The sequence below is a fragment of the Pseudomonas sp. RW10S2 genome (assembly GCF_014268985.1).
GTDB lineage: Bacteria > Pseudomonadota > Gammaproteobacteria > Pseudomonadales > Pseudomonadaceae > Aquipseudomonas > Aquipseudomonas wayambapalatensis.
This window is the reverse complement of record NZ_JABWRO010000135.1, coordinates 1-14,363: the sequence shown is the minus strand read 5'-3', so window position 1 is coordinate 14,363 and position 14,363 is coordinate 1. Positions and strand designations below refer to the sequence as shown.

9 protein-coding genes are annotated in these 14,363 nt (G+C 59.0%); all 9 read left to right on the top strand.

The genetic code is table 11. From position 1 onward, the window contains the following. The first annotated feature begins 116 nt into the window (after positions 1 to 116). The 9 genes from rplK to fusA all read left to right on the top strand — a co-directional run bounded on the left by rplK (position 117) and on the right by fusA (position 14,291). Complete coding sequence (gene rplK, locus HU729_RS22395; protein WP_003255500.1) at positions 117 to 548, top strand: 50S ribosomal protein L11; 432 nt, start codon at positions 117 to 119, stop codon at positions 546 to 548. Beyond that, the gene (gene rplA / locus HU729_RS22390; RefSeq protein ID WP_028692260.1) at positions 548 to 1,243 is read left to right on the top strand and encodes a 50S ribosomal protein L1; all 696 of its coding nucleotides are present in this window, start codon (positions 548 to 550) and stop codon (positions 1,241 to 1,243) included. The genes rplK and rplA overlap by 1 nt, the downstream gene beginning before the upstream one ends. A gap of 203 nt (positions 1,244 to 1,446) precedes the next feature. Then, positions 1,447 to 1,947 carry a 50S ribosomal protein L10 gene (gene rplJ, locus HU729_RS22385; RefSeq protein ID WP_029614620.1) on the top strand — a complete coding sequence of 167 codons (501 nt, stop codon included), beginning with the start codon at positions 1,447 to 1,449 and terminating at the stop codon, positions 1,945 to 1,947. An 80-nt stretch (positions 1,948 to 2,027) separates the two neighbouring features. Next, a complete protein-coding gene (gene rplL / locus HU729_RS22380; RefSeq protein ID WP_054893558.1) occupies positions 2,028 to 2,396 on the top strand; it encodes a 50S ribosomal protein L7/L12 in 369 nt (122 codons plus the stop codon). Positions 2,397 to 2,616: 220 nt separating this feature from the next. Beyond that, a complete protein-coding gene (gene rpoB / locus HU729_RS22375) occupies positions 2,617 to 6,690 on the top strand; it encodes a DNA-directed RNA polymerase subunit beta (protein WP_151926555.1) in 4,074 nt (1,357 codons plus the stop codon). Between the two features lie 64 nt (positions 6,691 to 6,754). Further along, positions 6,755 to 10,954: a DNA-directed RNA polymerase subunit beta' gene (gene rpoC / locus HU729_RS22370; RefSeq protein ID WP_186670244.1), complete on the top strand. Its 4,200-nt coding sequence runs from the start codon at positions 6,755 to 6,757 to the stop codon at positions 10,952 to 10,954. Between the two features lie 210 nt (positions 10,955 to 11,164). Beyond that, positions 11,165 to 11,536, top strand: a complete 372-nt coding sequence (gene rpsL / locus HU729_RS22365; protein WP_003255492.1) for a 30S ribosomal protein S12 — start codon at positions 11,165 to 11,167, stop codon at positions 11,534 to 11,536. A gap of 106 nt (positions 11,537 to 11,642) precedes the next feature. Continuing rightward, complete coding sequence (gene rpsG / locus HU729_RS22360) at positions 11,643 to 12,113, top strand: 30S ribosomal protein S7 (protein ID WP_003246741.1); 471 nt, start codon at positions 11,643 to 11,645, stop codon at positions 12,111 to 12,113. 30 nt (positions 12,114 to 12,143) lie between these two features. Beyond that, positions 12,144 to 14,291, top strand: coding sequence for an elongation factor G (gene fusA, locus HU729_RS22355; RefSeq protein WP_186670246.1), 2,148 nt, complete (start codon positions 12,144 to 12,146; stop codon positions 14,289 to 14,291). The last annotated feature ends 72 nt before the right edge of the window (positions 14,292 to 14,363 follow it).

Genomic DNA, 14,363 nt, shown 5'->3' with positions numbered 1-14,363 from the left:
CCCCCCCCCCCCCCCCCCCCCCCCCTTTGGGGGGGGGGGGGTTTTGTCGTCACTGGGATAAAACGCAAGTCATCCGGGGAGCCACCAGGCGTTCGAACCCGATTTTGGAGTAGCTCATGGCTAAGAAGATTCAGGCTTATATCAAGCTGCAAGTAAAGGCCGGCCAGGCCAACCCAAGCCCACCCGTTGGTCCAGCACTGGGTCAACACGGTGTGAACATCATGGAATTCTGCAAGGCCTTCAACGCCCGTACTCAGGGTCAAGAAGCCGGCCTGCCGACTCCTGTGATCATCACTGTCTACAGTGACCGTAGCTTCACCTTCGAAACCAAGAGCACCCCTGCCTCGGTTCTGCTGAAGAAAGCTGCTGGCCTGACCAGCGGTTCGGCTCGTCCGAACACCGTCAAGGTCGGTACCGTCACCCGCGCTCAGCTGGAAGATATCGCCAAGGCAAAGCAGGCTGATCTGACCGCCGCTGACCTGGATGCAGCTGTACGCACCATCGCTGGCTCTGCCCGCAGCATGGGCCTGAACGTGGAGGGTGTGTAATGGCTAAGCTGACCAAGCGTCAAAAGGCAATCGCCGAGAAAATCGAAGCAGGCAAGGCCTACAACTTCGAAGAGGCCGCTACCCTGCTGGCTTCGCTGCCGGCTGCCAAATTCGTCGAGTCGTACGACATCGCCGTAAACCTCGGTGTTGACCCGCGTAAATCCGACCAGGTCGTTCGTAGCGCTACTGTGCTGCCGCACGGTACTGGCAAGACCGTACGCGTTGCCGTCTTCACCCAGGGCCCAGCTGCCGAGGCCGCTCTGGCTGCCGGCGCTGACCGCGTAGGTATGGACGATCTGGCTGCCGAAATGAAAGGCGGCGACCTGAACTATGACGTCGTCATCGCATCCCCTGATGCCATGCGCGTTGTCGGTCAGCTGGGTCAGGTTCTGGGTCCTCGCGGCCTGATGCCTAACCCGAAAGTCGGTACCGTGACCCCGGACGTAGCCACTGCCGTCAAGAACGCCAAGGCTGGTCAGGTTCGCTACCGTACCGACAAGAACGGTATCATCCACACCTCCGTTGGCAAGATCGGCTTTGAAGCTGGCAAGCTGAAGGAAAACGTTGAAGCCCTGATCGCTGATCTGAAGCGTATCAAGCCAGCTTCTTCGAAAGGTATCTACGTCAAGCGCGTTACCCTGAGCACCACCATGGGCCCAGGTCTGATCATCGATCAGAGCTCGCTGAACGTGTAATGCAAAGTCGGCGCGGTCTTTCGAGCGCGCCGGCTGCAACAAGATTGGGGTCCCTGCCTGGCGGGGGCTATCCAAGACCGTAGGCGACGCAAGTCTTAAAACACAAGCCTACGCAGATGGTGCTCCCGATTCGCTCGCGAATCAGACACCAAAACGACATCCGGCCTCGGCCAGATGAAACGGTAGAAACCAGGAGTAAACCCGTGGCAATTAAACTCGAAGACAAGAAGGCCATCGTCGCTGAAGTCAACGAGGCTGCCAAAGTCGCTCTGTCCGCTGTCGTGGCCGATGCCCGTGGTGTGACTGTAGGCGCAATGACCGGACTCCGTAAAGAGGCTCGTGAAGCTGGCGTATACGTACGTGTCGTACGTAACACCCTGCTCAAGCGCGCTGTTGCTGACACTGAATTCAGTGTCCTCAACGACGCCTTCACCGGCCCTACCCTGATTGCGTTCTCCAACGAACACCCGGGCGCTGCTGCCCGTCTGTTCAAGGAATTCGCCAAGGGTCAGGACAAGTTCGAGATCAAGGCAGCTGCGTTCGACGGCAAGTTCCTTGCCGCTAACCAGATCGACGTGCTGGCAACCCTGCCAACTCGCGACGAGGCTATCGCACAGCTGATGAGCGTAATCCAAGGTGCAACCAGCAAGCTGGCTCGTACCCTGGCAGCTCTGCGCGACCAGAAAGAAGCCGCTGCTGCCTAAGGCGGCGTAGCTTCTCTCGAAATCAAACGTTTAATTTGATGGCCGTGTAAGGCTGTCCCCCAATACAGGAATTCATAGTCATGTCTCTGACTAACGAGCAAATCATCGAAGCAATCGGCCAGAAAACCGTTCTGGAAATTGTTGAACTGATCAAAGCAATGGAAGAAACCTTCGGCGTTACCGCTGCTGCCGCTGTTGCCGCTGGCCCAGCTGCTGCCGCTGCCGTTGTTGAAGAGCAGACCGAGTTCAACGTTGTCCTGGTTGAAGCCGGCGACAAGAAAGTGAACGTCATCAAAGCCGTTCGCGAGCTGACCGGTCTGGGCCTGAAAGAAGCCAAAGAGAAAGTCGATGGCGCTCCTCAGGTTGTAGCTGAAGGCGTTTCGAAAGAAGCCGCTGAAGACGCTAAGAAGAAGCTGGAAGAAGCTGGCGCTAAAGTCGAGCTGAAGTAATTTCGACTTTGCGACTGCAGCCTGAGCGTCAAGCGTAGGGCTGATGGCTGGTGGCCTGTGCCACCGGCCTTTTTCCGTTATTGGTGGCCGATCAGGTCGGCCCCGATAACGAGCTGCAAGACACCCATGTGGGTGGCGCAAACCAAGGGGTTTGCACGATTTTCTGGCTGCTCCCGCCGGGAGAAGCCAAACAAGCAGGTGACCAAGCTGGGGAACGCTGATGGCTTACTCATACACTGAGAAAAAACGTATCCGCAAGGACTTTAGCAAGTTGCCGGACGTCATGGATGTGCCGTACCTCCTGGCCATCCAGCTGGATTCGTATCGCGAATTCCTGCAGGCGGGAGCATCCAAGGATCAGTTCCGCGACGTCGGTCTGCATGCGGCCTTCAAATCGGTATTCCCGATCATCAGCTACTCCGGCAATGCTGCCCTGGAGTACGTAGGCTATCGCCTGGGCGAGCCTGCCTTCGATGTGAAGGAATGTGTCCTGCGTGGCGTGACCTTCGCGGTCCCACTGCGGGTCAAGGTGCGCCTGATCATCTTCGACAAGGAATCGTCGAACAAAGCGATCAAGGACATCAAAGAGCAAGAAGTCTACATGGGTGAAATCCCCCTGATGACTGAGAACGGTACCTTCGTTATCAACGGTACCGAGCGTGTGATCGTTTCCCAGCTGCACCGTTCGCCTGGTGTGTTCTTCGACCACGACCGTGGCAAGACTCACAGCTCCGGCAAGCTGCTGTACTCCGCTCGCATCATTCCTTACCGCGGCTCCTGGCTCGACTTCGAGTTCGATCCGAAGGACTGCGTGTTCGTCCGTATCGACCGTCGTCGCAAGCTGCCGGCCTCCGTACTGCTGCGCGCCCTGGGCTACAGCACCGAAGAGATCCTGGACACCTTCTACACCACCAACGTGTTCCACGTTTCCGGTGAGAAGCTGAGCCTGGAGCTGGTTGCCCAGCGCCTGCGCGGTGAAGTTGCGGTCATGGACATCACCGACGACACCGGCAAGGTCATCGTCGAGCAAGGCCGCCGTATCACTGCGCGCCACATCAACCAGATCGAGAAAGCTGGCGTCAAGCAGCTGGACGTTCCGCTCGAGTACATGATTGGCCGTACCACTGCCAAGGCCATCGTGCACCCGGCAACTGGTGAAATCCTGGCCGAGTGCAACACCGAGCTGACCACCGATCTGCTGGTCAAGATCGCCAAGGCCCAGGTCGTTCGCATCGAGACCCTGTACACCAACGATATCGACTGCGGTCCGTTCATCGCCGATACGCTGAAGATCGATACCACCAGCAACCAGCTGGAAGCGTTGGTCGAAATCTATCGCATGATGCGCCCAGGCGAGCCGCCAACCAAGGACGCCGCCGAGACCCTGTTCAACAACCTGTTCTTCAGCGCCGAGCGTTACGACCTGTCCGCAGTCGGCCGCATGAAGTTCAACCGTCGTATCGGTCGTACCGAGATCGAAGGTTCGGGCGTGCTGAGCAAGGAAGACATCGTCGATGTACTGAAGACCCTGGTCGACATCCGTAACGGCAAGGGCATCGTCGACGACATCGACCACCTGGGTAACCGTCGTGTGCGTTGTGTCGGCGAGATGGCCGAGAACCAGTTCCGCGTTGGCCTGGTGCGCGTCGAGCGTGCGGTCAAAGAGCGTCTGTCGATGGCCGAAAGCGAAGGCCTGATGCCGCAGGACCTGATCAACGCCAAGCCGGTTGCGGCGGCGGTGAAAGAGTTCTTCGGTTCCAGCCAGCTCTCGCAGTTCATGGACCAGAACAACCCGCTCTCCGAGATCACCCACAAGCGTCGTGTCTCTGCGCTCGGCCCGGGCGGTCTGACCCGTGAGCGCGCAGGCTTCGAAGTTCGTGACGTACACCCGACCCACTACGGCCGCGTGTGCCCGATCGAGACGCCGGAAGGTCCGAACATCGGTCTGATCAACTCCCTGGCGGCCTACGCCCGCACCAACCAGTACGGCTTCCTGGAAAGCCCGTACCGTGTGGTGAAAGAGGGTGTGGTCACCGACGACATCGTGTTCCTGTCGGCGATCGAAGAAGCTGATCACGTCATCGCCCAGGCTTCGGCTGCGATGAACGAGCAGAAGCACCTGATCGACGAGCTGGTAGCGGTCCGTCACCTGAACGAATTCACCGTCAAGGCGCCGGAAGACGTCACCCTGATGGACGTTTCGCCGAAGCAGGTTGTTTCCGTTGCTGCCTCTCTGATTCCGTTCCTCGAGCACGACGACGCCAACCGTGCGTTGATGGGTTCGAACATGCAGCGTCAGGCTGTACCGACCCTGCGTGCCGACAAGCCGCTGGTAGGTACTGGCATGGAGCGCAACGTCGCCCGTGACTCCGGCGTCTGCGTCGTGGCTCGCCGCGGTGGTGTGATCGACTCGGTCGACGCCAGCCGTATCGTCGTGCGTGTAGCTGATGACGAAGTCGAGACCGGTGAAGCAGGTGTGGATATCTACAACCTGACCAAGTACACCCGTTCGAACCAGAACACCTGCATCAACCAGCGTCCGCTGGTGAGCAAGGGTGATGTGGTCGCGCGTGGCGACATCATGGCCGACGGCCCGTCCACCGACATGGGTGAACTGGCGCTGGGCCAGAACATGCGCATCGCGTTCATGGCGTGGAACGGCTTCAACTTCGAAGACTCCATCTGCCTGTCCGAGCGTGTGGTCCAGGAAGATCGCTTCACCACGATCCACATCCAGGAACTGACCTGTGTGGCCCGTGACACCAAGCTTGGCCCAGAGGAAATCACCGCGGACATCCCGAACGTGGGTGAGGCTGCGCTGAACAAGCTGGACGAAGCCGGTATCGTCTACGTAGGTGCCGAAGTCGGCGCCGGCGACATCCTGGTCGGCAAGGTCACTCCGAAAGGTGAGACCCAGCTGACGCCGGAAGAGAAACTGCTGCGTGCGATCTTCGGTGAGAAGGCCAGCGACGTCAAAGACACCTCCCTGCGCGTGCCGACCGGCACCAAGGGCACCGTCATCGACGTACAGGTCTTCACCCGCGATGGCGTTGAGCGCGACAGCCGCGCCCTGGCGATCGAGAAGATGCAGCTGGACGAGATCCGCAAGGACCTCAACGAAGAGTTCCGCATCGTCGAAGGCGCGACCTTCGAGCGTCTGCGTTCTGCTCTGAACGGCCAGGTGGTCGACGGTGGTGCGGGCCTGAAGAAAGGCACCGTGATCACTGACGACGTACTGAACGGTCTGGAGCACGGCCAGTGGTTCAAACTGCGCATGGCCGAAGATGCACTGAACGAGCAGCTGGAAAAGGCTCAGCAGTACATCGTCGATCGTCGCCGGCTGCTGGACGACAAGTTCGAAGACAAGAAGCGCAAGCTGCAGCAGGGCGATGACCTGGCTCCAGGCGTACTGAAGATCGTCAAGGTCTACCTGGCAATCCGCCGTCGCATCCAGCCGGGTGACAAGATGGCCGGTCGTCACGGTAACAAGGGTGTCGTCTCGGTGATCATGCCGGTAGAAGACATGCCGCACGACGCCAACGGTACTCCGGTCGACGTCGTACTGAACCCGCTGGGCGTACCTTCGCGTATGAACGTCGGTCAGATTCTCGAAACCCACCTGGGCCTGGCGGCCAAAGGTCTGGGCGAGAAGATCGACCGCATGATCGAAGAGCAGCGCAAGGCAGCCGAGCTGCGCACCTTCCTGACCGAGATCTACAACGAGATCGGTGGTCGTCAGGAAAACCTCGACGAGTTCTCCGACGCAGAGATCTTCGCCCTGGCCAACAACCTCAAGAAAGGTGTGCCGATGGCGACGCCTGTCTTCGACGGTGCCAAGGAGCGTGAGATCAAGGCCATGCTGAAGCTGGCCGACCTGCCAGAGAGCGGCCAGATGGTGCTGTTCGACGGCCGTACCGGCAACAAGTTCGAGCGTCCTGTGACCGTTGGTTACATGTACATGCTCAAGCTGAACCACTTGGTGGACGACAAGATGCACGCGCGTTCCACTGGTTCCTACAGCCTGGTTACCCAGCAGCCGCTGGGTGGTAAGGCGCAGTTCGGTGGTCAGCGTTTCGGGGAGATGGAAGTGTGGGCGCTGGAAGCATACGGCGCGGCATACACCCTGCAAGAAATGCTCACAGTGAAGTCGGACGACGTGAACGGCCGTACCAAGATGTACAAGAACATCGTGGATGGCGATCACCGTATGGAGCCGGGCATGCCCGAGTCCTTCAACGTGTTGATCAAAGAGATCCGTTCGCTCGGTATCGATATCGATCTGGAAACCGAATAACACGTGACGCGAAGGGGAGCGGGGCTGGTACAGCCCGCTTCCTGCTCCGCCAGGAGGAAAGGCCTTGAAAGACCTACTGAATTTGCTGAAAAACCAGGGTCAAGTCGAAGAGTTCGACGCCATCCGCATCGGTCTGGCGTCGCCTGAAATGATCCGTTCGTGGTCGTTCGGTGAAGTTAAGAAGCCGGAAACCATCAACTACCGTACGTTCAAGCCTGAGCGTGACGGCCTGTTCTGCGCCAAGATCTTTGGCCCAGTCAAGGACTACGAGTGCCTGTGCGGCAAGTACAAGCGCCTCAAGCACCGCGGTGTGATCTGCGAGAAGTGCGGCGTTGAAGTTGCCCTGGCCAAGGTTCGTCGTGAGCGCATGGCGCACATCGAGCTGGCCTCGCCGGTCGCCCACATCTGGTTCCTGAAGTCGCTGCCGTCCCGTATCGGCCTGCTGATGGACATGACCCTGCGTGACATCGAGCGCGTGCTCTACTTCGAGAGCTACGTGGTGATCGATCCGGGCATGACTACCCTCGAGAAGGGTCAGCTGCTGAACGACGAGCAGTACTTCGAAGCGCTGGAAGAGTTCGGTGACGACTTCGACGCCCGCATGGGTGCCGAGGCTGTCCGCGAACTGCTGCACGCGATCGACCTGGAGCACGAGATCGGTCGTCTGCGCGAAGAGATTCCACAGACCAACTCCGAAACCAAGATCAAGAAGCTGTCCAAGCGCCTGAAGCTGATGGAAGCTTTCCAGGGCTCGGGCAACCTGCCTGAGTGGATGGTCCTGACCGTCCTGCCAGTGCTGCCGCCGGACCTGCGTCCGCTGGTTCCGCTGGATGGCGGCCGCTTCGCGACCTCCGACCTGAACGATCTGTATCGTCGGGTGATCAACCGTAACAACCGTCTGAAGCGCCTGCTCGATCTGTCGGCGCCGGACATCATCGTGCGCAACGAAAAGCGCATGCTGCAGGAAGCGGTCGACGCCCTGCTCGACAACGGCCGTCGCGGTCGTGCCATCACTGGCTCGAACAAGCGTCCGCTGAAGTCGCTGGCCGACATGATCAAAGGTAAGCAAGGTCGCTTCCGTCAGAACTTGCTCGGTAAGCGCGTGGACTACTCCGGTCGTTCGGTAATTACCGTAGGCCCGACCCTGCGCCTGCACCAGTGCGGTCTGCCGAAGAAGATGGCCCTCGAGCTGTTCAAGCCGTTCATTTTCGGCAAGCTGGAAATGCGTGGTCTGGCGACCACCATCAAGGCCGCCAAGAAGATGGTCGAGCGCGAGCTGCCAGAGGTCTGGGACGTTCTCGCCGAAGTCATCCGCGAACACCCCGTCCTGCTGAACCGTGCACCGACGCTGCACCGTCTGGGTATCCAGGCGTTCGAGCCGGTGCTGATCGAAGGCAAGGCGATTCAGCTGCACCCGCTGGTCTGTGCCGCGTACAACGCCGACTTCGACGGTGACCAGATGGCCGTTCACGTGCCGCTGACCCTGGAAGCCCAGCTCGAAGCGCGCGCGCTGATGATGTCGACCAACAACATCCTGTCGCCAGCCAACGGTGAGCCAATCATCGTTCCTTCGCAGGACGTTGTACTGGGTCTGTACTACATGACCCGTGAAGCCATCAACGCCAAGGGCGAAGGTCGCGTGTTCGCTGACCTGCAGGAAGTCGACCGCGTATTCCGCGCCGGCGAGGCTGCCCTGCACGCGAAAATCAAGGTCCGTATCAACGAGACCGTGAAAGAGCGTGATGGCTCGGTGGTCAAGAACACCCGTATCGTCGACACCACCGTCGGCCGTGCGCTGCTGTTCCAGGTTGTTCCGGCAGGTCTGCCGTACGACGTGGTCAACCAGCCGATGAAGAAGAAGGCGATCTCCAAGCTGATCAACCAGTGCTATCGCGTGGTTGGTCTGAAAGAGACCGTGATCTTCGCTGACCAGCTGATGTACACCGGTTTCGCTTACTCGACCATTTCCGGCGTCTCGATCGGTGTTAACGACTTCGTTATCCCGGACGAAAAAGCCCGCATCATCGGTACTGCTACCGATGAGGTGAAGGAAATCGAAAGCCAGTACGCCTCGGGCCTGGTTACCCAGGGCGAGAAGTACAACAAGGTCATCGACTTGTGGTCGAAGGCGAACGACGAAGTGTCCAAGGCGATGATGGCCAACCTCTCGAAAGAGAAGGTCATCGACCGCGAGGGCAAGGAAGTCGAGCAAGAGTCCTTCAACTCGATGTACATGATGGCTGACTCGGGTGCGCGGGGTTCCGCTGCACAGATCCGTCAGCTGGCCGGTATGCGTGGTCTGATGGCCAAGCCGGACGGCTCGATCATCGAGACGCCGATCACCGCGAACTTCCGTGAAGGTCTGAGCGTACTGCAGTACTTCATCTCGACCCACGGTGCTCGTAAAGGTCTGGCGGATACCGCACTGAAGACTGCGAACTCCGGTTACCTGACTCGCCGTCTGGTAGACGTGGCGCAGGATCTGGTCGTGACCGAGATCGACTGCGGCACCGACCAGGGCCTGCTGATGACGCCGCACATCGAAGGTGGCGACGTTGTAGAGCCGCTGGGTGAGCGTGTACTGGGTCGTGTCATCGCCCGCGACGTGTTCAAGCCAGGTACCGAGGACGTCATCGTTCCTGCCGGCACCCTGGTCGACGAGAAGTGGGTTGAGTTCATCGAGCTGAACAGCATCGACGAAGTGGTCGTGCGTTCGCCGATCAGCTGCGAAACCCGCTACGGCATCTGCGCCAAGTGCTACGGTCGTGACCTGGCTCGTGGTCACCAGGTGAACATCGGTGAAGCTGTCGGCGTTATCGCTGCACAGTCGATCGGTGAGCCGGGTACCCAGCTGACCATGCGTACCTTCCACATCGGTGGTGCTGCAAGCCGTACCTCGGCTGCCGACAGCGTCCAGGTGAAGAATGGCGGCATGGTGCGTCTGCACAACCTGAAGCAGGTCGAGCGTGCCGATGGCAACCTGGTCGCGGTATCGCGTTCCGGCGAGCTGGCCATTGCCGACGAATTCGGTCGTGAACGTGAGCGTTACAAGCTGCCTTACGGTGCGGTGATTTCGGTCAAGGAAGGTGACAAGGTCGAAGCTGGCGCCATCGTCGCCAAGTGGGACCCGCACACCCACCCGATCGTTACCGAACTGAAAGGTACCGTGACCTTCGTGGGCATGGAAGAAAACATCACCATCAAGCGCCAGACCGACGAACTGACCGGTCTGACCAACATTGAAGTCCTGGACGTCAAGGATCGCCCTGCCGCTGGCAAGGAAATCCGTCCGGCCATCAAGATGGTCGATGCCAACGGCAAGGACCTGTACCTGCCAGGTACCGACGTACCGGCTCAGTACTTCCTGCCGGCCAACGCCCTCGTCGGTGTGGCTGACGGTGCCCAGATCGGTGTCGGTGACGTTATTGCGCGTATCCCGCAAGAAACGTCGAAGACTCGTGACATCACCGGTGGTCTGCCACGCGTTGCCGACCTGTTCGAAGCGCGTCGTCCGAAAGAAGCGTCGATCCTGGCTGAAGTCAGCGGCACCATCGCGTTCGGTAAAGAGACCAAGGGCAAGCGTCGCCTGGTCATCACGCCGACCGATGGCAGCGATCCGTACGAAGAGCTGATTCCGAAGTGGCGCCACCTGAACGTCTTCGAAGGCGAACAGGTAAACCGCGGCGAAGTCATCTCCGACGGTCCGAGCGATCCGCACGACATCCTGCGTCTGCTGGGTGTCAGCGCGCTGGCCAAGTACATCGTCAACGAGATTCAGGACGTTTACCGCCTGCAGGGCGTGAAGATCAACGACAAGCACATCGAGACCATCCTGCGTCAGATGCTGCGTAAAGTTGAGATCTCCGAGTCCGGCGATTCCAGCTTCATCAAGGGCGACCAGATGGAGTTGACCCAGGTACTGGTAGAGAACGAGCGTCTGGCGAGTGAAGACAAGTTCATCTCCAAGTTCACCCGTGTCCTGCTGGGTATCACCAAGGCCTCGCTGTCGACCGAGTCGTTCATCTCCGCGGCTTCCTTCCAGGAAACCACCCGCGTACTGACCGAAGCGGCGGTAACCGGCAAGCGCGACTACCTGCGCGGCCTGAAAGAGAACGTGGTCGTGGGTCGTCTGATCCCGGCCGGTACCGGTCTGGCCTACCACAGCGAGCGCAAGCGTCGCCGTGATGCCGACAAGCCGCTGCGTGTGAGCGCCAGTGAGGTGGAAGCCGCACTGACCGAAGCGCTGAACTCCAGCGGCAACTAAGAAGAGGCGGGGCCCCGGCCCCTTCCTCCCGAGCCTCGGTGACATGATTTGTTGCCGATGATCGGGCAGGAGGGGTGGGGGCCTTGTCTTGACTGGGTGCAAGATCCTCTTTAGACTTTTGTACCCTTAAATTTGGTGAGGCTCCGTCTCGCCAATTTTTGGCTTTCTTGCAAGACAATAGAGTCGCAAGACAATCAGTGGAGCTAGTAGATGGCAACTATCAACCAGCTGGTACGTCAGCCGCGCAAGCGTTCGGTCGAGAAGTCCGACGTTCCTGCGCTGCAGAACTGCCCGCAGCGTCGTGGCGTGTGCACCCGTGTGTACACCACCACGCCGAAAAAACCTAACTCGGCACTGCGTAAAGTATGCCGTGTACGTCTGACCAACGGTTTCGAGGTTTCCTCGTACATCGGTGGTGAAGGCCACAACCTGCAAGAGCACAGCGTCGTCCTGATCCGTGGCGGCCGTGTAAAAGACTTGCCAGGTGTTCGTTACCACACCGTTCGCGGCTCTCTGGATACTTCGGGCGTCAAAGGCCGTAACCAGGGTCGTTCGAAGTACGGTACCAAGCGTCCGAAGTAATCGGGCGTTTGCAGACATCCATTTATTTGAGTCGATAAGAGTAAGGTCGGGCAGGGGTCGAAGACCCGCGTCCCGGGCTAACCTGAAGACCGTTTGAGGGCTTATCATGCCAAGACGTCGTGTAGCAGCAAAACGTGAGATCCTTGACGATCCGAAATACGGATCTCAGATCCTCGCCAAGTTCATGAACCACGTGATGGAAAGCGGCAAGAAGGCCGTAGCCGAGCGCATCGTTTACGGTGCCCTGGATACCGTCAAAGCACGCAAGAACAGCGACCCCCTGGAAATCTTCGAGAAAGCTCTCGACGCCATCGCTCCGCTGGTCGAAGTAAAGTCCCGTCGTGTCGGCGGTGCCACTTACCAGGTTCCGGTTGAAGTTCGTCCATCCCGTCGTAACGCTCTGGCAATGCGCTGGCTCGTAGACTACGCCCGCAAGCGCGGCGAGAAGTCGATGGCCCTGCGTCTGGCCGGCGAGCTGCTGGATGCTGCCGAAGGCAAGGGTGCTGCAGTCAAGAAGCGTGAAGACGTGCACCGTATGGCCGAAGCCAACAAAGCGTTCTCGCACTACCGCTTCTAATTCAAGCATCAATCATTTTGCGAGGGCTTTATGGCTCGTACTACAGCAATTAACCGCTACCGTAACATCGGTATCTGTGCTCACGTTGACGCGGGCAAGACCACCACTACCGAGCGGATCCTGTTCTACACAGGTCTGAGCCACAAGATGGGCGAGGTGCATGATGGCGCCGCGACCACCGACTGGATGGTGCAGGAGCAGGAGCGCGGTATCACCATTACCTCCGCTGCCGTTACCACCTTCTGGAAAGGCTCCCGTGGTCAGTACGACAACTACCGCGTAAACGTCATCGATACCCCCGGCCACGTTGACTTCACCATTGAAGTAGAGCGTTCGCTGCGTGTACTCGACGGCGCGGTCGTCGTGTTCTGCGGCACCTCCGGCGTTGAGCCTCAGTCCGAAACCGTATGGCGTCAGGCCAACAAGTACGGCGTTCCGCGTGTTGTCTACGTGAACAAGATGGACCGTGCCGGTGCCAACTTCCTGCGCGTTGTCGGCCAGATCAAGAACCGCCTGGGTCACACCCCGGTTCCGGTCCAGCTGGCTATCGGTGCAGAAGACGACTTCCAGGGTCAGGTTGACCTGATCAAGATGAAAGCCATCTACTGGAACGACGACGACAAAGGCACCACCTATCGCGAGGAAGAGATTCCTGCCGAGCTGGTGGACCTGGCCAACGAATGGCGCAACAACATGGTCGAGGCTGCTGCCGAGGCCAACGAAGAGCTGATGAACAAGTACCTTGAAGAAGGTGACCTGTCCGTCGAAGACATCAAGGCTGGTCTGCGCGCCCGTACCCTGGCGAGCGAGATCGTTCCTGCTGTCTGCGGTTCCTCGTTCAAGAACAAGGGCGTTCCCCTGGTTCTCGACGCCGTCATTGACTTCCTGCCTGCGCCAACCGAGATCCCTGCGATCAAGGGTATCCACCCTGATCTGATCGACGTGCCGAAGGATGAAGTCACTCCAGAGCAGTATGACGAGCGTCCTGCTGACGACAACGAGCCGTTCTCGGCCCTGGCGTTCAAGATTGCCACCGACCCGTTCGTGGGTACTCTGACCTTCGTCCGCGTCTACTCGGGCTTCCTGACCTCCGGTGACTCCGTCATCAACTCGGTCAAGGGCAAGAAAGAGCGCGTTGGTCGTATGGTGCAGATGCACGCCAACCAGCGTGAAGAGATCAAAGAAGTACGCGCTGGCGACATCGCTGCTCTGATCGGCATGAAGGACGTCACCACCGGTGACACCCTGTGCAACGCCGACAAGCCGATCATCCTCGAGCGTATGGACTTCCCTGAGCCGGTAATTTCGCTCTCCGTAGAGCCGAAAACCAAGGCTGACCAGGAGAAGATGGGTATCGCTCTGGGCAAGCTGGCCCAGGAAGACCCGTCGTTCCGCGTCAAGACCGACGAAGAAACCGGCCAGACCATCATCTCCGGTATGGGTGAGCTGCACCTGGACATCCTCGTTGACCGCATGAAGCGCGAGTTCAACGTCGAGTGCAACGTCGGCAAACCGCAGGTTTCGTACCGCGAGAAGATCACCAAGTCCAACGTCGAGATCGAAGGCAAGTTCGTTCGTCAGTCGGGTGGTCGTGGTCAGTTCGGTCACTGCTGGATCCGTTTCTCGGAGCCGGACGTGGACGACAAAGGCAACATCACCGAAGGTCTGGTGTTCACCAACGAAGTCGTTGGTGGTGTGATTCCTAAGGAATTCATCGCCCCGATCCAGAAGGGTATCGAAGAGCAGATGAAAAACGGCGTTGTTGCCGGCTATCCGCTGCTCGGCCTGAAGGCTACGGTATTCGACGGTTCGTACCACGACGTCGACTCCAACGAAATGGCGTTCAAGATCGCCGCTTCGATGGCGACCAAGCAGCTGGCCCAGAAGGGCGGTGGCGTGGTGCTTGAGCCGATCATGAAGGTCGAAGTTGTAACCCCGGAAGACTACCTGGGTGACGTGATGGGTGACCTGAGCCGTCGTCGCGGGATGATCCAGGGTAATGAAGACTCGGTGTCCGGCAAGGTAATCACTGCTGAGGTACCGCTCGGAGAGATGTTCGGTTACGCGACCGACGTTCGTTCCATGTCTCAGGGTCGCGCAAGCTACTCCATGGAATTCTCCAAATACGCCGAAGCTCCGTCGAACATCGTCGAAGCACTCGTTAAAAAACAAGGCTAATCCCCTTTAGGCAAGAGGTTCACTGTCGTGGCTAAAGAAAAATTTGATCGTTCCCTTCCCCACGTTAACGTC

What these genes read in the sequence shown, in the direction of transcription:
- rplK (WP_003255500.1), top strand. Translation starts at nt 117, where the DNA reads ATGGCTAAGAAGATTCAGGCTTATATCAAGCTGCAAGTAAAGGCCGGC.
- rpsL (WP_003255492.1), top strand. Translation starts at nt 11,165, where the DNA reads ATGGCAACTATCAACCAGCTGGTACGTCAGCCGCGCAAGCGTTCGGTC.
- fusA (WP_186670246.1), top strand. Translation starts at nt 12,144, where the DNA reads ATGGCTCGTACTACAGCAATTAACCGCTACCGTAACATCGGTATCTGT.
- rplA (WP_028692260.1), top strand. Translation starts at nt 548, where the DNA reads ATGGCTAAGCTGACCAAGCGTCAAAAGGCAATCGCCGAGAAAATCGAA.
- rpoB (WP_151926555.1), top strand. Translation starts at nt 2,617, where the DNA reads ATGGCTTACTCATACACTGAGAAAAAACGTATCCGCAAGGACTTTAGC.
- rplL (WP_054893558.1), top strand. Translation starts at nt 2,028, where the DNA reads ATGTCTCTGACTAACGAGCAAATCATCGAAGCAATCGGCCAGAAAACC.
- rpsG (WP_003246741.1), top strand. Translation starts at nt 11,643, where the DNA reads ATGCCAAGACGTCGTGTAGCAGCAAAACGTGAGATCCTTGACGATCCG.